The 20,077-nt window shown below is 45.9% G+C and carries 8 protein-coding genes and 1 pseudogene; 1 reads left to right on the top strand and 8 read right to left on the bottom strand.

Annotated features, from left to right (window positions below; translation table 11 throughout):
* Positions 1-420: 420 nt before the first annotated feature.
* From QUB11_RS15120 to cobA, 7 genes and pseudogenes are all read right to left on the bottom strand, one after another.
* Positions 421-558: a hypothetical protein gene (locus tag QUB11_RS15120; protein ID WP_333202440.1), complete on the bottom strand. Its 138-nt coding sequence runs from the start codon at positions 556-558 to the stop codon at positions 421-423.
* Positions 559-759: 201 nt separating this feature from the next.
* Positions 760-1,338: pseudogene (locus QUB11_RS15115) on the bottom strand (Uma2 family endonuclease).
* Between the two features lie 87 nt (positions 1,339-1,425).
* Positions 1,426-2,631 (bottom strand): tetratricopeptide repeat-containing serine protease family protein, encoded by a 1,206-nt coding sequence (locus QUB11_RS15110; RefSeq protein ID WP_333390991.1) that lies wholly within the window; start codon positions 2,629-2,631, stop codon positions 1,426-1,428.
* 93 nt (positions 2,632-2,724) lie between these two features.
* The gene (locus QUB11_RS15105) at positions 2,725-3,915 is read right to left on the bottom strand and encodes a tetratricopeptide repeat-containing serine protease family protein (RefSeq protein WP_333257015.1); all 1,191 of its coding nucleotides are present in this window, start codon (positions 3,913-3,915) and stop codon (positions 2,725-2,727) included.
* 327 nt (positions 3,916-4,242) lie between these two features.
* On the bottom strand, positions 4,243-4,638 hold the full coding sequence (locus tag QUB11_RS15100; RefSeq protein ID WP_333202436.1) for a type II toxin-antitoxin system death-on-curing family toxin: 396 nt from the start codon (positions 4,636-4,638) through the stop codon (positions 4,243-4,245).
* Positions 4,639-4,654: 16 nt separating this feature from the next.
* Positions 4,655-4,849: a DUF2281 domain-containing protein gene (locus QUB11_RS15095; protein ID WP_333034987.1), complete on the bottom strand. Its 195-nt coding sequence runs from the start codon at positions 4,847-4,849 to the stop codon at positions 4,655-4,657.
* 32 nt (positions 4,850-4,881) lie between these two features.
* Positions 4,882-6,468, bottom strand: coding sequence for a uroporphyrinogen-III C-methyltransferase (cobA, locus tag QUB11_RS15090; RefSeq protein ID WP_333202435.1), 1,587 nt, complete (start codon positions 6,466-6,468; stop codon positions 4,882-4,884).
* Between the two features lie 149 nt (positions 6,469-6,617).
* Here cobA and QUB11_RS15085 point away from each other — a divergent pair, with 149 nt between their 5' ends.
* Entirely contained in the window at positions 6,618-9,833 is a 3,216-nt protein-coding gene (locus QUB11_RS15085) for a glycosyltransferase (RefSeq protein ID WP_333257019.1), read from the top strand.
* Positions 9,834-9,906: 73 nt separating this feature from the next.
* Here the strand turns inward: QUB11_RS15085 and QUB11_RS15080 are convergent, their stop codons facing one another.
* The gene (locus QUB11_RS15080) at positions 9,907-20,037 is read right to left on the bottom strand and encodes a tetratricopeptide repeat protein (protein ID WP_333390988.1); all 10,131 of its coding nucleotides are present in this window, start codon (positions 20,035-20,037) and stop codon (positions 9,907-9,909) included.
* Positions 20,038-20,077 lie beyond the last annotated feature (40 nt).

Here is a 20,077-nt window from a genome sequence, read left to right as displayed (position 1 = left end):
AGCCAAAAGCCAGGAGGAAAGAGTCAATCGATTTGAGATTTGAGATTTGAGATTTGAGATTTGAGATTTGAGATTTGAAGTATTGACCCCACGGATCAATTCGGGGGCTCCTTTATCGGATACAGGTTTTTTATTTCTGGGTCCTGAGTCTGCTTTCGGAATGAATCCCAATACAGTTCACTTAAGACCGATCCCCCCTAACCCCCCTTAAAAAGGGGGGAACAAGAAAGCTCTTAAAGTACCCCTTCTTAAGGGGGATTTAGGGGGATCTCCGAGCATAAGGAGTCTTAAGTGAACCGTATTGAGATAAAACTCGCCAGCAAATAACAGCGGATACACGATCGACAAACTGATGGTTTTTTTTAGCATCGGCCGATACTACCGCAAGTTGAAGTAACCCGCTTTAATCTGATCTAGCTGTCATTTTTGAAAGTCTGTGATTTCTGGCAATTCGTCTTGCCATTCTCTGAAACTTTGGTTGTCTGTGACAAGTTGCAGGTCAAAAAGTGTTTTTAATTCTTCTAATGTGACATTTGTAGCTGCAATTATTTGAACCATAATTATAGCCTGTTAATTTTATGGCTACTTATAATTTTATCAAATTTCCAGCTAATATTATGTCTGCTGGAACGATAATAAAAATTATTCGTAGTGAGAACCGAGAGTCCTGATCCAAATCCCTCTGACTTGCCTTCCTCACTAGGAAATGGTAACGGTTATTTTATTGAAGATGATATAATAAGTCAAAATTGAATTCTGCTAATTCCAAATTTTTTGCAAATTGAGAACAATTCCAGGTAAAACATTTTCCCCAGAAAGAGTGAGAGGAGAGTGTAAAACTTCCACATTTTGACCGGGGCGATAAATTTCAACGTCGCGTTTTTTGCGGTTAATCAGCCAACCCAAACGGCAGCCATTTTCCCTATATTCTTGCATTTTTTCCTGAGTCTTTTTCAAGCTGTCACTGGGAGAAAGCAACTAGATTACAAAATCAGGACATAGGGGGATAAATTTGTCTTTTTGTTCGGGTGTCAAAGCTTCCCAGCGGGATTTTTATACCCAGGAGACATCAGGAGATCGATCGGCTTTATTGGGCAGAGTAAATCCTGTGGAGGAATCAAAGGCTTCACCGAGTTCGGTTTGTTCGTTCCACGTCCAGAGTTGAGCTCCTGCTGTTAAGTTGCGTTTCCCTGTTTCTCCTCCGGTTGGCGGCATGACAATTAATTCTCCGTTGGCGTTGCGTTCGAGTTTCAAGTCAGGGTTTTCTTCGCACAGTTGATAAAACTGTTCTGAAGTTAGTTTAATCAGGGAATTGAGGTTTAAGGTGATAGCAGTCATGGTTATTTACCTGCTGTTTGTATGAACTTGATTAAGAATTAAAAATGAATAATCCCATTTTTAATTCTTAATTCTTAACTTCTAATTCTACTGCAATTGCTTGATTCTGTTGAGCGCGTCTTGATAGGCGCTGGTTCTGCCGCCTTGCTTGTAAAGTTCTGCTGCTTTTTGAAAGTCGGCAATTGCTTGGGGTTGGTCTTTGTTGTCCAGGTAAGCTAAAGCTCGGTTGTAGTAAGCGTCGGCAAAACCGGGATTGGCTTCGAGCGCCCGCGTGTATGCTTCAATGGCGCTAATAGCGCTAATAGCGCTATTAGGCCTGGGCCCGCGGGTTGTTTCGAGGCTGGCGATGAAAGTGCGGGCATTGCCGATATTAAAATACAATTCAGGGGTATATTTGGGCTTGAAAGCGAGTGCTCTGTTGAAATCGGCGATCGCCTCCCAAGCATCTCCTTGATCTAACAGCGAAAGTCCTCGAAAATAATAAGCTTGAGCATCTTGCGGATTGGCGGTGGATACCGGGCCGCTGGTTGCGGGAGTATTGTCTACTTTCAACTCAGATTTGTTGATTCCCGCCGCCACCAGCTTCGCGATAAATGTATTGATGGGAACTGCTGCGTTAAATCCGGTTTTAATCGGGGCGACTTCGCCGGAACTCGTTTGCGCGAAACCGAATTCCCCTTGTCCGTGTAAACCGATGACTCGGCCTTCGGAGTCAAAAACTGGGCCGCCACTCATGCCACTCCAAGTTACGGCCTGATACCGCAAAGTGTAACCTTGCGGGCGGTTGCGTGGGCGGCTGGTAACGAGTCCAGGAGAGAGTTCGGGTTCTCGTTCGGCGCCGAAAAGTCCGCCCGTAGCGGGATAGCCGTAAACGAAGATTTGAGTGCCGATGACGGCTTGATCGGAATCGGCGATCGTCGCGACTGGATATTCTTCGGGGCTTTCAAATTTGACTACGGCTAAATCCGGGTCTTTTTCGGCGGTTTGCAAACGGGTGACGGAGGTTGCTTGATAGTTTTTTCCTTTAGACGTGCGAACGGTGTATTTCACGTCTGCTTTTTCTACGACGTGGTTGACTGTTAACACTGTGTAAGTTTTGCCTGTTTTGGCAATAATTACCCCAGAACCGTCTCCGAGGGAACTGTTAATTTGTACTGTCAGCGGCCCAGCAATGCTGGCTACTTCTTGGGGGGTTTTGGCGATCGCACTTTGGCTGATGACTATGGTTAAGGCTGCGGTAGTTCCTGCTAGCAGGGTGGTTAAGGTGTCGTAACGAGAAAAATTTACGTTCATGGTAGTTGCTGATTATATTAATTACCCTAGTTGGAAATTCAAACATCAAAATGAATAGCTTCATTTTGATGTTTGAACTCTTAAGTGCTAAGTTTATTGCAACTGTTTGATTCTGTTGAGCGCGTCTTGATAGGCGCTGGTTCTGCCGCCTTGCTTGTAAAGTTCTGCTGCTTTTTGAAAGTCGGCAATTGCTTGGGGTTGGTCTTTGTTGTCCAGGTAAGCTAAAGCTCGGTTGTAGTAAGCGTCGGCAAAACCGGGATTGGCTTCGAGCGCCCGCGTGTATGCTTGAATAGCAGTGGAACCGCGTGTGGGTTCGGTTTGAGGCAAGCCGGCGGTGATCAAAGTGCGGGCATTACCGATATTAAAATACAATTCAGGGGTATATTTGGGCTTGAAAGCGAGTGCTCTGTTGAAATCGGCGATCGCCTCCCAAGCATCTCCTTGATCTAACAGCGAAAGTCCTCGAAAATAATAAGCTTGAGCATCTTGCGGATTGGCGGTGGATACCGGGCCGCTGGTTGCGGGAGTATTGTCTACTTTCAACTCAGATTTGTTGATTCCCGCCGCCACCAGCTTCGCGATAAATGTATTGATGGGAACTGCTGCGTTAAATCCGGTTTTAATCGGGGCGACTTCGCCGGAACTCGTTTGCGCGAAACCAAATTCCCCTTGTCCGTGTAAACCGATGACTCGGCCTTCGGAGTCAAAAACTGGGCCGCCACTCATGCCACTCCAAGTTACGGCCTGATACCGCAAAGTGTAACCTTCCGGGCGGTTGCGTGGGCGGCTGGTAACGAGTCCAGGAGAGAGTTCGGGTTCTCGTTCGGCGCCGAAAAGTCCGCCCGTAGCGGGATAGCCGTAAACGAAGATTTGAGTGCCGATGACGGCTTGATCGGAATCGGCGATCGTCGCGATTGGATATTCTTCGGGGCTTTCAAATTTGACTACGGCTAAATCCGGGTCTTTTTCGGCGGTTTGCAAACGGGTGACGGAGGTTGCTTGATAGTTTTTTCCTTTAGACGTGCGAACGGTGTATTTCACGTCTGCTTTTTCTACGACGTGGTTGACTGTTAACACTGTGTAAGTTTTGCCTGTTTTGGCAATAATTACCCCAGAACCGTCTCCGAGGGAACTGTTAATTTGTACTGTCAGCGGCCCAGCAATGCTGGCAACTTCTTGGGGAGTTTTGGCGATCGCGGGCTGGCTGATGACTATGGTTAAGGCTGCGGTAGTTCCTGCTAGCAGGGTGGTTAAGGTGTCGTAACGAGAAAAATTTATATTCATGGCGATTGCTAATTTGTAGCTGGGTAGCGGGATTTGGGGGAGAAAGGGCGATCGGCAGTTGGTGCTATTTTCTGTTTAGTTTTATTACTGATTTGACGCAAAGGATCTCGGCTTTGTTCTTTAGTGATAATTTTACTCGCTTTTTTGTTCCGCGATTCGCTATTTCCATGTAGGGTGAGTACGCCACACCTTACTTAATCTCAACGTAGGCTGCCCAACTTACTTATTAAAACTTAAAAATACCTGACTCGAACTCGGTGGTTAGTTCTTCCTTAGTCATGGTTCCCCGTGCGACTCCCATGACTAAATCATATACTCCATCGTCCGTCATTCGATTTTAGATTTTAGATTTTGGATTGACCCCACGGATAAATTTGGGGGCTTGAGGATTTTAGATTTTAGATTTTGGATTGATTCCACGGATAAATCACGTGGCGTGTACCACCTTTGAAATTCGCTTGTCAAATTCAGAGTGCAACCATTTAAACGCAAAAAGGTATCTGTCACCGCAAAAGCCGATCGCTTGTTACCGTCAATAAACGGATGATTCATCGCTATGTGATAGAGATAAGCAGCAGCTTGTTCGGCAATTGTCGGATGCAACAATTGACCGCCAAAAGTTGCTTGCGGTTGAGCCAAAGCCGACTCTAACAAGCCTTCATCTCTGAGGCCGGGAGTGCCACCAAATCTTTCTATCTGTCTGGCGTGGATATTGACAACCATACTTTTGCTGACAAAATTAGGAGTTGGCAAGGCGACGATAAACCTCCTTTCTTTCGCGTTCTGAATCTAGATATGCCTGCCATGCTTTGGCTTCTAGTTTTTGTTGTTCTTCTTCTTCAGTCTTTAAGGAACGGACAAATTCAAGCACTTTCAGCAGCAAGGGTTCTGGCACTTGGTCGAGTTCTTGAAGAAGTTGGTCTTTTGCGGTCATGTTTCTTTCCTCCTAATGATCGTACAACTATTTTACAACCTCGCTTGTGCCCATTCAACGATCGCCTCAGTCAATCCATCTAAGGTATATTCCTTAGCTTCCACATCTAACTTACCCAATAATTTCTGACAACTTTTGGAAGTTTCCGGCCCGATCGAAGCGATGCAAACATTTGTTAGCCAATCCTGATATCGGGACAATTCCGGGCTTTGTTCTATGAGATTGCAAAAGTTATGCACAGTTTTTGAACTGGCAAAAGTTATGATATTTATAGCTTGATTTTGGAGTGCGGATAGGGCGATCGGATCGATTGTTTCGGGACAGCAAGATTGGTAAGCTGGCACTTCTATTACTTGCGCTCCTTTGGCGGTAAATTCTTTAACTAAAACTTCTCTGCCGCCGCTTTCTACTCTGGGAAATAGGATTTTGCAGTTTGTAGGGGCGGTGCCCCCGTGCCCGCCCTGCCAGGGGAAGTTCTCGACTAGGGAATCGGCGACAAAGTTGGGGGGAATAAAGTCTGGTTGTAAAGAGTGCGATCGCAAACTTTCGGCTGTTTTTTTCCCGACAACTGCTATTTTAATACCAAACAAACTCCGCGCGTCTTTGCCTTTTGCTTGTAATCGTTGAAAAAAGCAGTCTACAGCGTTGTGGGAAGTGAGAATTAACCAGTGAAAGGTTGACAATTGTGCGATCGCACTGTCTAATGGTTCCCAACTCGAAGGTGGCCCAATTACCAAGGCGGGCATTTCGATCACGCGGGCTCCTTGTTGCTGGAGTCGATCGCTAAATTCAGCCGACTGAGAAACCGATCGCGTGACTAAAATGGTTTTTCCTGCTAGCGGCAATTTGCTGTTGTTAGCGGTGACTGGTGTATCGATCATATTTGTGCTTTCTGGCTGGATTAAATATTCGCGCAATCTGACTACTTCCCCAATTACGATCACGCAAGGCGATAGAGATTGACCTGCTGTTTGCTGTACAATGTTGGAGAGAGTGCCGAGCCAAATTTGCTGTTCGGGGCGGCCGCAATCTCGGATAATGGCGATCGGAGTTTCGGTCGATCGTCCGTGCTTTTGCAATTGCCAAATTATCTCGCTTAAATTTCGCCCTCCCATCAATATTACCAAAGTTTCTATCTGCACTAATGCTTCCCATTCCAGATCATCCGGTTCGTGGGCGCTCATCACTGCAAAACAGCGACTCATTACCGGATCTGTGAGGGGAATTCCTGCTAGTAAAGGTGCGGCTAGGGCGGAGGAAATTCCGGGTATTACTTCAAATTCGCAGCCCGCTGTGATTAATGCTTGAATTTCCGAACTGGAACGACCAAAAATAAACGGATCGCCGCTTTTGAGCCGCACGATTTGTTTTCCGAGGTGGCAATTTTCTACCAGCAAACGGTTGATTTCTTGCTGCTGGGTGGACGGTTTGCCGCCACGTTTCCCGACTTCGATTTTTCGACAAGTTGCTGGGATTAATTCGAGTTGCGGGATGTCGATGAGAGCATCGTAGATTAAGACTTCGGCTTGGGAGAGCAGTTTGTGCGATCGCACTGTCATCAAGTTACAATCTCCGGGCCCCGCACCGACTAGATAAACTTTCCCTTTTTGGTTTTTCATAAGTCCTCCTCAATAGTATAATTTAAGGAAGAAGGAAGAAGGAAGAAGGAAGAAGGAAGAATGAGCAATTATGAAATAACAAATAACCAATGCCCAATGCCCGATGCCCAATCCCCAACGCCCATTCCTTAACCAGACATCCTATATTTATGCAGATTATCATCATCACGGCCGCCGATGCAAATTACTTTGAATTGGTGCGAGGCACTATTCTATCGGTGCGGGAAAAACCAGAGGGTGAAAATGTGGCGATCGGCTTTTTCGATCTCGGCTGTACTCCCGAACAGTTGCAGTGGCTGGAAACACAAGTTAATATCATTCAAAAGCCAGATTGGGACTTTGACTTTCCTGGTAAAAATGAAGCCCCTCACTATCTCAAAGGACTTTTAGCGCGTCCGTTTCTCCGTCGATATTTTCCCAATTTTGACATCTACCTTTGGATAGATGCCGATGCTTGGGTGCAAGATTGGCAAGCTGTTGAACTGTTAGTTAAAGGCGCGGCTAAACGCGGTTTAGCAGTTGTTGCAGAACTCGACCGGGGTTATTATTTAGCTTACGGCAAACTGCCTTGGTACTGGCAATTTGTTTACCGGGATTATCAGACCGCTTTTGGCGAAGAAGTAGCCCAACAGTTGCACAGCTATCCAACCATAAATGCAGGTATTTTCGCGCTGCAAAAAGACGCCCCCCATTGGGAAATTTGGGCAGAATATCTGGAGCAAGGATTGCAGCGGCACGTTTCTTTAATGACCGACCAAATAGCTTTAAATAGGTTAGTTTACGGCACTGAAATGTTTGACAAAACAGAGATGCTGCCAACTCGGTGCAACTGGAGCTGCAACTTTGGTTTGCCCGTTTGGGACAAGCACCAAGCCTGTTTTGTGGAGCCGTATTTGCCACAGGAGGCGATCGGCATTCTGCACATGACTGGTCACAAACACGACTTGGTAAACTTAGCAACAACGGACGGAAATCAAATAGAAATTAGTCTCCGTTACCAACCGAAAAAAAAGCCCAACTCTCCTAATTTAATACCAAAAAAAATGACATTACCGCCGTTATCTGAAATTACAAATAATACTTTGCCGCCCGCCGGAGATTATGTCTCGCCCGGATTGAAAGTTGTTCTCCCAGATGCGTACTTTCCCAACATGATTATTGGGGATACTCAGACTTGTCCGTGGCCTTATTTGCGCCGGGAAATCAAGCACAATTGGTATGTCGATCGCCGTGCTAATTCAGTCGGATTTCTCAGCCGCGACGAAGCACACATACTTTACAATACTGCTCTGCAATTCAAAGGTAAAAAAGCCTTAGAAATAGGCTGCTGGCTAGGGTGGTCTGCCTGTCACTTAGCCCTAGCAGGAGTTGAGTTAGATGTCGTCGATCCGCTATTAGAAAGAGAGGACATTAGACAAAGCGTAATAGACTCAATTCAAGGTGCTCTAAATGCGTCGGGCGTGCAAACATCAGTCGAGCTAATACCGGGCTACAGCCCCCAAAGAGTAGAAGAATTTTCCGCTCAATTTAACCGCAAATGGTCGTTAATTTTTATTGACGGAGAACACGGAGGTGATGGGCCATTAAATGACGCAATTGTTTGCGAACAATTGGCTGAGGAAGATGCAATAATTTTATTTCACGATTTAACCGCTCCAGATGTTGCTAAAGGTTTAGATTACTTGAAAAAAAGGGGATGGAATACTGTAATTTATCAAACCATGCAAATTATGGGTGCTGCTTGGCGGGGCAATGTCGAGCCAGTAAAACATCAACCCGACCCCAAGATTTCCTGGCAGTTGCCAGCACATTTGCACGGTTACAATATTAGCAGTTTAGAGGCAATTAATTCTCAAACAGCCAGCCAAACAAATCAAAACCAACAGTCATCTTATACAAGAGATTTTTACCAATTAATCGGAGAAGGAACTCGTAGTTCTGCTAGAGAAATTATTCCCCTACTGTTAGACTTGCTGCAACCAATTTTACCTAAAAGTGTGGTGGATGTGGGCTGCGGTACGGGAAGCTGGTTAGCGGCGTTTCAGAAGTTGGGAATTGCTGATTGTTTGGGAATAGATGGCGATTATGTCGATCGCACTATTTTACAAATTCCTTTAAATCAGTTCCAATCCGCCGATTTAAAGCAACCGCTGCAAATAAACAGAAAATTTGACTTAGCAATTTCTCTGGAAGTTGCCGAACATTTGCCGGCTACCTGTGCCGAAAATTTTGTTAATTCTCTCACTCAACTAGCACCGGTGATTCTGTTTTCTGCCGCGATACCATTTCAAGGAGGCGTCGAACACGTTAACGAACAGTGGCCCGAATATTGGGTTTATTACTTTCAGAAAAAGGGCTATGCAGTTATTGACTGCTTGAGAAAAAAAATATGGAACAATGAAAAAGTCGAGCCTTGGTACGCTCAGAATATCTTGATTTTTGTTAAACAAGAGCACTTGTCGGGATATCCGAGGTTAGTAAATGAATATCAAAATACCGATCTGAATCAATTAGCCATCGTCCATCCCAAGATTTATTTTTATAGCTTGCAAGCTGCTCGAAATTCCGCCCAAAAATTACAGTCAGAAAACGTCCAAAAAGTGGCAGCACCCCACTTGGAAGATCGGCCTTTAATATCTGTGATTATTCCCTGCTACAATCAATCTCATTTTTTGTCGCAAGCAGTAACTAGCGTTATCAATCAAACTTACAAAAATTGGGAAATTATCATTGTCAATGACGGCAGTTTAGATAGTACCAGTACAGTAGCAAAAAATGCGATCGCAGCAAATCCCCAGCATCAAATTAGGCTAATAGAACAAACTAATCAAGGGATATCAATGGCGAGAAATACTGGCATATCGGCAGCAAACGGCGAATACATACTGCCCTTAGATGCCGATGATATCTTAGCTCCAAATGCCTTAATTTGTCTTTTAGAAATATGTCTAAAATCAAAAGTACCTTGCATAGCATTTGGTTCTTATCAACTTTTTGGCACTGAAAATCGCACCGTACCCAGTTATGATTTATATTCACCAAAAAATATCAAACAATCTAATATGATTTGCACGTCTTCATTGTATCACAAATCAGTTTGGAATTTGGTCAACGGTTACAAAGCAGAGATGAAAGAAGGTTATGAGGATTGGGAATTTTGGGTTAATTGTCACAAACATAGCATTCCTTTTTTGGGAACGAGAGAAATAGTTCTTAATTATCGTCGCGTTCATGGTACTAGGAATGAAACTGCTCAAAGTTACCATCATAAATTGGTCGCACAAATTGTTTCTTACAATCCAGAACTATACGATATTGAAAGTGTAAAAAGTGCTAACAAACTATTGGAATCAATCGCAAATTAATCTTTTTTATAAGGACTAAAGTCTTTACTACGAAAAATTTGCCGAAAGTTTGTAGTCAGGACTTTAGTGTTATCTACATATCGGCAATCACATCCAAAAAACGCTTAACCTGTTTTTCCCAAGTCCAATCCAGCATAAACTTAGCCGCAGCTAAACCGCGAGTTTTTGCTTGTTCCAGATTAGTATAAACTTGCTCCAAAGCCTCGACAACTTCTGCCACATCAGACTCTCCCCAACCTTCTACACCGGAAAAAGGAGGAGTTAGTTTAACTCGTCCTTGACTCCATAAAGGATAGCAAATGTGGCTGTAAATCAAGTCTAAATGACCAGTATTTGCTGATAGAATAGTCGGAATTCCGCAGGCCATACTTTCCATCGCGACTAAATTAGTGCCACCTTCGCAGCGGTTAGTGAAAACAGCGCAGTCGGCTTCTCGCAAAATTTGTCCAGCGAGGTGATTGGGAATTAAGCCGATGTCGATAAAAGAGTCAATCGGCAAACCGTTAGCCACTAACCATTGGGAAATTCCTAAACTTCCGTCGCGGTTGATATTGGGAAGTCCCGCAACGTTGCCGGTTTGTTCGATTCCTAGCATATACTGAGGCCAGAAGTTGTGCCATGTTGTTAGTAACAAAGCCTCTGGATGTTTGGCGCGAAATCGTTTGAAAGCGGCAATTACAATATCTTGACCTTTGCGATATTCCAGTTTGCCACCGGAGAAAATGACGAAGCGATCGCCAAATAGATTAGATTTGGGTGCAGGATGGAAAATTGTTGGGTCAATTCCTTGATGTACCATCGCCACATTAGTCAAGCCACAGCTTCTCAAAACATCCGCATTCCAGTTGGAACCTGCGACAATCGCGCTATATTTTTTGGCTGTTTCTAGTGCTTCTGCTGTGATTCGTGTGTCTTCAAAAAATATGACTCCTATTTGACAAGCGCTGGTAATTTGATTGTCAACTCCAGAGGATGCTAAATTATTCCCCAAAGCGTAAAGTACGGGAAAATTACAACTGATTTGTTTGTCGGAATTTGCTGCTACTAATTCCTGAAAAGCTTTTTGCTTTTCAATTACAGGTAACAACAGCGATTTATGCAGCGGATTCATCGATTCTGAGGTGATTGAGGGCGGTGTTAAAAGTGCAACTTCCCAGGCATGATTTTGCCGCAGTTGTAGTGTTAAATTCAGGGCGTAAATTCCCCAACCGCTGGTGATGCTGAGGGGCCAACTAATGCCGATTCCGGTAATTTGTGGGGGAGTTTCTGGGGGTTGGATTTGAGGCGGAGTTTCTGGGGGTTGAAGCCGAGGCGGAGCCTCTGGATTGGCGTTACCAGGCTGAGTCTGGGAACGAGTAGATTGTAGGGGCGGTGCCCCCGTGCCCGCCCTCTCTAGCAAGGCTGCTTTTATGCGATCGCAAACTCCATCCCAATCACCAGCTTTTTGCTGCCTAAACAACCGCGCAGTGGGATACCAAGGGCTATCTTCGCGTTCCAACATCCAGCGCCAATCGGGAACAAAAGACAGCAAAATCCAGACGGGTTTGCCCAAAGCACCGGCCAAGTGCGCGACAGAAGTATCTACACAAATTACTAAATCGAGTTGCGAAATAATTGCTGCTGTGTCGGCAAAATCGACGCAATGTTCGCTCAAATCTTCAATTTGGTGTTGCTTTAATAAAGTGCGTGAAGCGCAGCTATCCTGTAAGGAACCGCCCCCTGACAAATCTTTCTGAAGACTGTAAAAACTCACTCCCGGAACATCTACAAATTTCACAAAATCGCTCAATTTACACGATCGCCGATGATTGTTGCGGTGCAGCGGCCCGCCCGCCCACACAATACCTACTTTTAGTTTATTGTTCGGCTCTAGGGAAAATTTAAAATCCTGTGGCGGAGCTAAATAAGGAATATTCGCCGGTATATTTTCCAAAGTCGTTCCCAGAATTCTGGGCAAACTTAGCAGCGGGGCTTGCACTTGAAAATCTATCAAATCGCTCGGCCTGACTCCTACTCGATCGACTCCTGCAATTCCTTCAAATAAACGCTTCAGCAAGACATGACAAGCCACAATAACTTTGCCGCCTTTTTGCTTAACTAAAGGCGCGTAGCGGATAAACTGTATCGTATCGCCAAAACCTTGTTCAGGGTGCAATAAAATTGTTTTTCCCTGCAAATCAGAGCCGTCCCAAAGTGGTTTCTCAAAAGAGCGCCGATCCAATTGTTGAGTTTGCCAGCGCGATTCGTACTCCGCAAAACCACGCTCAAAATTTCCAGTTAAGAGCAAAGCTAAGGCTAGTCTCAAGCGCCAATTTGGCGAGTTGGGACGTAGTTGAATTGCTTTATTATAAAAGTCGATCGCCTCTGCGACTTGTCCCTGTTCTTCGAGGGCGGAACCCAAGTATAAGTTAGTTTCGCTCAGGTTGGGATTGGTTTGTAGCGCTTGTTTGTAGTGCGAAATTGCCTCGGTTATTTGCCCGTTTTCCTGTTTGAGACAACCTAAACAACTGTGGGCTTCTGCGTGGTTGGGTGAGGCAGCAATTACTTGTTCGTAGCGATCGGCTGCCTCTGCTTTTTTACCTTGTTTTTGTAAAGCATTTGCTATGTGAAATTGTACCTGTGCGGGCGATAAAGAAAATCGAGGCGAAGCTTCGGTATCTCCGTTACCAGGCACAGCCTGGAAACGAGTAGATTGTAGGGGCGGTGCCCCCGTGCCCGTCCTCTCTAGCAAGGCTGTTTTTACGAGATCGCAAACTCCCTCCCAATCGCCCGGTTTTTGCTGCCGAAACAGCCGCGCCGTCGGATACCAAGGGCTATCCTCGCGTTCCAACATCCACCGCCAATCCGGCATAAAACACAGCAAAATCCATACGGGTTTACCCAAAGCACCAGCTAAGTGCGCGACAGCAGTATCAACAGAAATTACTAAATCTAGTTGCGATATCACCGCCGCCGTATCGGCAAAATCGTTCAAATTGTCGCTCAAATCTATCACAGGAATTTGAGTTAATAAACTACGATATTCAGGCGATAAGTCTTTCTGAAGACTGTAAAAACTTACACCGGGAATATCTAACAATGTCAGGAAATAGCTTAAATCGCTCGATCGCTGAAAATCCTTCAAATGTTCCGAACTTCCCGCCCACACAATCCCAACTTTGAAATTGCGATCCAAATTTAGGGAAAATTGCCAATTCGGCGGCGCAACTAAATAAGGAACATTTGCCGGTATATTTTCTAAATTTGTTCCGAGAATATACGGCAAACTCATCAGCGGTGCTTGCAGTTGGAAATCCGGCAATTCATCCATCCGACTCACCACTTGTTCAATCCCAGGAATCTGCTTAAATAAACGCTTCAGTTCTGGATAGCAAGAAATGATTACTTTGCCGCCTTTTTGCTGCACAATTGCCGCGTATCGCACAAATTGAATAGTATCGCCCAAACCTTGTTCGGATCGGAGCAAAATAGTTTGTCCGTTCAAATCAGAACCATCCCAAACTGGTTGGTCAAAATTCAACCGTGGTAATTTTTTCGCCTGTTCTGTTTGCCAGCGCCACTCGTACTCTGCTAAACCGCGTGGCAAGTCCCCACTCAACAGCAAGACTAAGCTTAAATTGAAGTGAGCTTTAACACAATTTGCATCAATTTCGAGAGCTTTAGTGTAACAAAAAATTGCTCGATTCACCTCTCCTAATTGTTCAACAGCACTGCCTAAGTTAGTAATAGCTTCTATATAATTAGGGTTCAAAGATATGGCTCGTTCCAAGCTAGAAATTGCCTGTTCTATTTTTCCCGCCCCCAAGCATAACGTTCCCAGGTGATAGTGTCCTGTAGCATTGTGCGGTTCTGCTTCAATTGCACGCTCGTAAAGGCGTTCAGCCTCGGCTAGCTGAGATTGTTTTTGCATCGCCGCACCCAAATTTACCAGGGCTGGCGCATAATTGGAATTGACAGAAAGTGCTTGATGAAAACAGGCGATCGCAGTTGGCAACTCGCCCTGCTGCTGGAGTATCGCGCCGAGATTGTTGAGAGCTTTGACGTAAACCGGATTCAGGGCGATCGCCTTTTGAAAGCAAGAGATAGCAGCCATTATATTGCCTTGATCTTGCAGCAAAATACCCAAGTTATTGTGGGATTGAGCGCAGTTGGGATCAATCTCGGTCGCGCGCTGATAATAGGCGGTCGCTTCGGATAAATTGCCTGTTTGGTGCAGCGTCACTGCCAAATTAGTGGTAGCCTCTATCGAATTGGGCTGCAAAACTAAAGCATTTTTAAAATAAGCGATCGCATCGGTCAATCTTCCTTGCGACTTGAGAATATTCCCCTGATTGAACTGTTTTTGATATAATTGAATATTGGTCGGAGTTTCTATTGGCGGTAGAGCTTCTTGATGCTGACAAATTCTTTCTCTGAGCGCCAAACTAGCTCGTTCTAAAACTCCTTCCCAATCTCCCGCTGTTGACTGGCGAAACAGCCGCGCCGTGGGATACCAAGGACTATCCTCGCGATGCAACATCCACCGCCAATCCGGCACAAAACAGAGCAAAATCCACACGGGTTTGCCCAAAGCACCAGCCAAGTGCGCCACAGCAGTATCTACAGAAATCACTAAATCCAGAGCCGAGATTGCCGCCGCAGTATCCGCAAAGTCGTGCAAATAAGAGCTTAAATCTGTTACTGCCATTTGCTCTAACAAAGCGCGATCGTCTGCTGTCATTTCCTGTTGCAAAATGTAAAATTCTGCTCCGGGAATATCTAACAGTTTTGTCAACAAATTCAGGGGTAACGATCGCACCTTATTTTGGGAATTTTTAGGATTTCCAGACCACACAATCCCTACTTTCAAATTAGTATTTGAATGGAGAGAAAATTCCCAACCGGGCGGGGGAGCTAAATAAGGAACTTTGGCGGGTATAGTTTCTAAAGTTGTTCCCAAAAGGTGCGGCAAACTCATTAGATGCGCGCGAACTTGAAAATCTCGCGCATCCTCTGGATTAACTATTAACCCATCGATTCCCGAAACTTGTGCAAACAAGCGCAGCAACTGCGGCAAACACCAAACAATTACCCTACCGCCTTTCTGCTTGACTAAATCTGCGTAGCGGATAAACTGAATTGCATCGCCTAAACCCTGTTCCGGGCAAAGCAAAATAGTTTTTCCTTGCAAATCTTTGCCGTCCCAAACCGGCTGTTGAAAACTGTAGTCCGGGTACTCTTTTTGTGGAACCAGCAGTCGCCATTCGTACTCGGAAAAACCGCGCTGAAAATCTCCCGCCAGCAGCAAAGCTAAACCTAAATTTAGGTGAGATTCGGGGCTAGCGACATTGAATTTAACTGCTTGGCTGTAGTAGGTGAGAGCATCCGCAAATTGTCCGCGATCGTGCAAAGCACTTGCCAAACTGTAGAGGGGATTGATATAACCGGGTTTGAGTTCGATCGCCCGACGGTAACAATCGATCGCCTCTGCCATTTTTCCCGCTTCCTCAAAAGCTTTGCCGAGATTGTTCAAAGCTTCTGGAAAGTCGGGTTTCAGGCTCAAAGCTTGCTGATAGCAGGCGATCGCATCTTCAATTTTGCCCTGTTTGTGCAGGACAATTCCCAGATTGCAGTGAGCCTGTACACTGGCTGGCAATTTCTGAATCGCCTGCTGGCAAAAAGCTAGAGCCTCATCTAACTTATCTTGGTTTGACAGCCAACTCCCCAAAGCGAGATCAGTTTCTGCCAAAGCCGGTTGCAACGCCAAAGCTCGATCGTAGTATGCGATCGCATCTGCAACTCGGCCCTGTCGGATCGAGGCGTATGCTAAATGCTGCAAAGCCTCCACATCATTGGGAGCGATCGCGATCGCCCGTTCGTAATTCGCGATCGCGCGTTCGTAATTCGCGCCCGCTTCCTCCCCTTGTTCCTCCAAAGCAATTCCCAAATTCAAATAAGCCACCGCGCAATTAGGATTGACTTGAATCGCTTGCTCATAGCAGCTTATAGCCTCCGCCACATTCCCCTGTTCTTCCCGCAACAGGCCCAAATTAATCAGCGCTTCCGCGCAATTCGGGTTCAAAGACAGCGCCCGCTGATATTCTGCGATCGCCTCTTCAGTCTCCCCTGCTTCCGCCAGCGCGCTGCCCAAATTGCTCGCAGTTTCCGCCAAATTCCGGTCGATTGCTAGGGCTTGTCGGTAGTGCGCGATCGCCTCTGTTAGCTGGCCGGTTTGCTGTTTGACAACGCCTAAATTGCTGTGCGCGGCTGCGTAATTAGGATCGATCGCGATCGCCCGCTCATAACATTCGATCGCACCACCAAAATCCGCTTGCTGCTGCAAATCCACGCCCCGCCGAAACTCTGCATCCGCCGAATCCGACGGCACAAATGCAGCAGCAACCGCGCCTAGAGCTTCCGCAACCCGATCGAAAACGTCCTCCCAGTCGCCCCGCTGATGCTGGCGAAACAGCCTTGCGCTTGGATACCAAGGACTATCTTCACGCTCCAACAGCCACCGCCAATCCGGCGAAAACGCCAGCAAAATCCACACCGACTTGCCCAAAGCGCCCGCCAAATGGGCGACAGCGGTATCGACACTAATGACTAAATCCAGTTTGGCGATCGCAGCCGCAGTATCGGCCAAATCGCCAAAATACGGGCTCAAATCTACGATCGAGGTTTGATTCAACAGCGCGCGATCGGCCTCAGAAACCTCTTTCTGCAAGCTGTAAAAACTTACCCCCGAAACGTCCAAAAGCGGCAGAAACTGACTCAAACTGCACGAACGCTGCTTGTTTTTGCGGTGTTTGGGATTCCCCGCCCAGACAATGCCAACTTTCAAAGTGCGATCGGGCAAAAGTCCAAATTCAGCACCCGCTGGCGGAGATAAATAAGCAGTATTTGCCGGTATTGTTTCCAGATTTGTACCAAGAATATAGGGCAAACTCAACATCGGCGCTTGCACATCAAATTCCGGCAGTGGCTCCCCTTTAACTATTAGCAAATCAATGCCCTCAACCGTTGCAAATAAACGGTGCAATTGCGGGTAACAGCCAACAATAACCCTACCGCCTTTATTTTTGACGATCGCAGCGTAGCGAATAAACTGAAGCGAATCACCTAAACCTTGTTCGGCGTGCAGCAAAATAGTCTTTCCCACCAAATCAGAACCGTCCCATAGCGGCCGATATTCTCTCGCCGAAACAGTATTTTCCGCTCCCGCCAAAAAACAGGAATGACCAGTGTGAAATTCTTTAATTTGCCAGCGCCACTCGTATTCAGCGAGACCATTTTCCAAATCTCCCACCAACAGCAAAGCCAAGGATAAATTCAGGTGAGCGCTAGCGTGATTTGGACTTAAATGAATCGCTCGTCTGTAGCAGGATATTGCATTTTCTACCGCGCCTTTTTCCAGAAACGTCCTGCCTAAATTGTTGATAGCTTCCACAAAATCCGGCAGCAATTCTAGAGCTTTGTGATAATAGTCCAGCGCATCTTCTAAATTGCCCTGTTCTTGCAACACTGTTGCGAGATTGTTGTAAGCTTCCCAGCTATGCGGATGAATTTCCAGCGCTCGCCGGTACAGCTCGATCGCCCTGAAAAGTTCGCCTTTTTCTTGCAGCGCCACGGCTAAATTAATTAACGCAGGTACGAAATCCGGTTGAGCTACAAGAGCTTGCTCGTAATGTGTGATCGCCTCTTCCACTTGACCTTGTTCCTCAAAAATCTTTGCCAAGTTGTAAGCTGTTTGAGGAATATTTGGAGCGATGGCTAAAGCTTCTCGGTAGTGCGGGATAGCGGCCTCCAATTCGCCCTTTTCTTGCTTGAGAAAACCAAAATTAATCCGCGCTTGAACGCAATTTGGCTCAAGAGATATAATCTGTTCGTAAAGGGCGATCGCCTCTTCCCGATCTCCTGTTTCCATCAAATGTTCTGCTTGCCGCAATAAATCCTCTAAAACAACCGGGTTATCGCCACCCGTTGCGATCGCAATCGATGTCTCAATCCCCTGCGATTGCTTAGCTGCGGAGCCTTCTGCTAACCCTTCACTCGCAATCACAAATATTTGTTTACTCTCTTGAAGCACGCTTGCATCTGTCATTGTGAGAGCCACATAATCGAGGGAAGCCGTATGATTAGCAGTCAGGGCGAGTGAAACGAAGTCAAGCGAATCTTTGGCAGAATCCTCGGAATAACTAACAGTATTGGCGATCGCAAAATAACTCAAAGCCGCCTGTACTTCTTCAAACAATTCTTGCCAACTTTCCGGCTGACTTTGGCGGAAAAGCCTCGCAGTTGGATACCAAGGATTGTCTTCGCGATCCAGCAGCCAGCGCCAGTCAGGAGCAAAAGAAAGCAGCACCCAAACCGGTTTTCCTAAAGCACCGGCTAAGTGCGCCACAGCCGTATCGACACTAATGACTAAATCCAGTTGAGATATAGCCGAAGCGGTATCAGCAAAGTCGTTCAAATGCGGAGTTAAATCCGGCACTAAGTGTTGGTGCAACAAAGTGCGATCGCTCTCGGACAAGTTTTTTTGTAAACTATAAAAAGCAATTCCCGGAACATCCAAAAATCGAATAAAATCGCTCAAGCTGCAAGAACGCTGATTGTCTTTCCGGCGCTTCGGACTTCCCGCCCAAACAATCCCTACCTTCAACTTGGCATCAGAAGAAAGCGCAAATTTGCACTCAGCAGGCGGATATAAATAAGGAACATTTGCCGGTATTGTTTCCAGAGTTGTCCCGACAATTCGCGGCAAACTCATCAGCGGCGCGTGAACATCAAATTCTGGCAAACCTTCAAGACTAACTGATAAATATTCAATACCAGCAACTGTCGCAAACAACCGCATCAGTTCTGGATAGCAAGCCACCATAACTTTAGCGCCTCGGCTGCGAAGAATCGGCGCGTAGCGAATAAACTGAATAGAATCGCCGAAGCCTTGCTCGACGAGCAGTAAAATAGTTTTCCCCTGCAAATCCGAACCATCCCAAACCGGCTGTTTAAATTGCCTCGGTTGTAGTTGCGGAGTGCGCCACCGCCACTCATATTCAGCAAAACCGCGCTGAAAATCTCCGAACAATAGCAAAGTTAAACTTAATTCCAGGTGTGCGATGGCGTTGTCTGGCTGCAATTCCAAGGCTCGACTGTGACAAGAAAAAGCCTCTTGAAACTCTCCTAAATCGACCAAAGCGTGTCCGAGATTGTTAATAGCCTCCACGAAGTCTGGCTTTAAGTTTAATGCTTGTCGGTAGTGGGATATTGCGGCTTTTACATTGCCTTGTTCGTGGAAAAATGCTCCTACATTGTTGTGAGCTTCGGGATTGTCGGGGTCTAGTTTTACCGCTTGCTGGTAGCAATTGAAAGCTTCGGCTAATTTACCTTGCTGCTGCAAAACTGTTCCCAATCCCATCAGGGAATATGTCAAATTTGGATTGATTTTTAAAGCGTGCTGGTAACAGGCGATTGCCTCATTTAATTGATTTTTTTGTTTAAATAAATGTCCTAAGTTGTGCGCTGTTTCGTGCAGGTTGGGGTCGAGTTGCAGCGCTGTTTGGTAATATAAAATAGCCGACTCTATTTCGCCTAATTGCTGTTTTGCCCAGCCCAAGTTATTGTAAGTGAGTGCGGAATTTGGCTGGATTTTGATTACTTGTTCGTAACTGGCGATCGCCCTTTGATATTCGCCTACATCCAGCAAAAGATTAGCCTTATTTAAATGTGCTTCTACAAAATTGGGGTTTTGGGCGATCGCCTGTTCGTAAAAGTCGATCGCCTCTGCAATCTTTCCCTGCTGTCTCGCCGCTATTCCCAACAAACACAGCACGTTTGCTGATTCCGGCTGCACTTCTAATATCTGCAGATACAACTTCTCAGCTTCTAACAAACGTCCCGCTTGGTGATGTTCCCAAGCTAATTTCAAAGAGTCTTCGGCACCCAGTTTGCAGGCAGATTTCCGCGATTTTTTTTGAGAAGCCATAGTTGTCTTAGTTGTTTGGGAGTTCGCTAACTTGTAATTGCCAACTTCTTCTAATTTGTTAACTATTCCTTCCTTTTTCCTTCTTCCCCCTTCCCCCTTCCCCCTTCCCCCTTCCTTCTTCCCCCTTCCGACTTCCATCGGACTGACATCCGTTACATCCGTTACATCCGTTACATCCGTTACACAATCCGTTGCCGAACTTCCTTCTTCCTTCTTCCTTCTTCCTGACATCCGTGACATCCGTTACATAATCCGTTGCCGAACTTCCTTACTTCCATCG

The organism is Microcoleus sp. B6-A1 (assembly GCF_036705085.1).
In the GTDB taxonomy this organism is placed as follows: domain Bacteria; phylum Cyanobacteriota; class Cyanobacteriia; order Cyanobacteriales; family Microcoleaceae; genus Microcoleus.
The sequence above is the reverse complement of the archived record's forward strand: the minus strand, read 5'-3'. Positions and strand labels throughout refer to the sequence as shown.

What these genes read in the sequence shown, in the direction of transcription:
- QUB11_RS15120 (WP_333202440.1), bottom strand. Translation starts at nt 558, where the DNA reads ATGGTTCAAATAATTGCAGCTACAAATGTCACATTAGAAGAATTAAAA.
- QUB11_RS15110 (WP_333390991.1), bottom strand. Translation starts at nt 2,631, where the DNA reads ATGAACGTAAATTTTTCTCGTTACGACACCTTAACCACCCTGCTAGCA.
- QUB11_RS15105 (WP_333257015.1), bottom strand. Translation starts at nt 3,915, where the DNA reads ATGAATATAAATTTTTCTCGTTACGACACCTTAACCACCCTGCTAGCA.
- QUB11_RS15100 (WP_333202436.1), bottom strand. Translation starts at nt 4,638, where the DNA reads ATGGTTGTCAATATCCACGCCAGACAGATAGAAAGATTTGGTGGCACT.
- QUB11_RS15095 (WP_333034987.1), bottom strand. Translation starts at nt 4,849, where the DNA reads ATGACCGCAAAAGACCAACTTCTTCAAGAACTCGACCAAGTGCCAGAA.
- cobA (WP_333202435.1), bottom strand. Translation starts at nt 6,468, where the DNA reads ATGAAAAACCAAAAAGGGAAAGTTTATCTAGTCGGTGCGGGGCCCGGA.
- QUB11_RS15085 (WP_333257019.1), top strand. Translation starts at nt 6,618, where the DNA reads ATGCAGATTATCATCATCACGGCCGCCGATGCAAATTACTTTGAATTG.
- QUB11_RS15080 (WP_333390988.1), bottom strand. Translation starts at nt 20,037, where the DNA reads ATGTCACGGATGTCAGGAAGAAGGAAGAAGGAAGAAGGAAGTTCGGCA.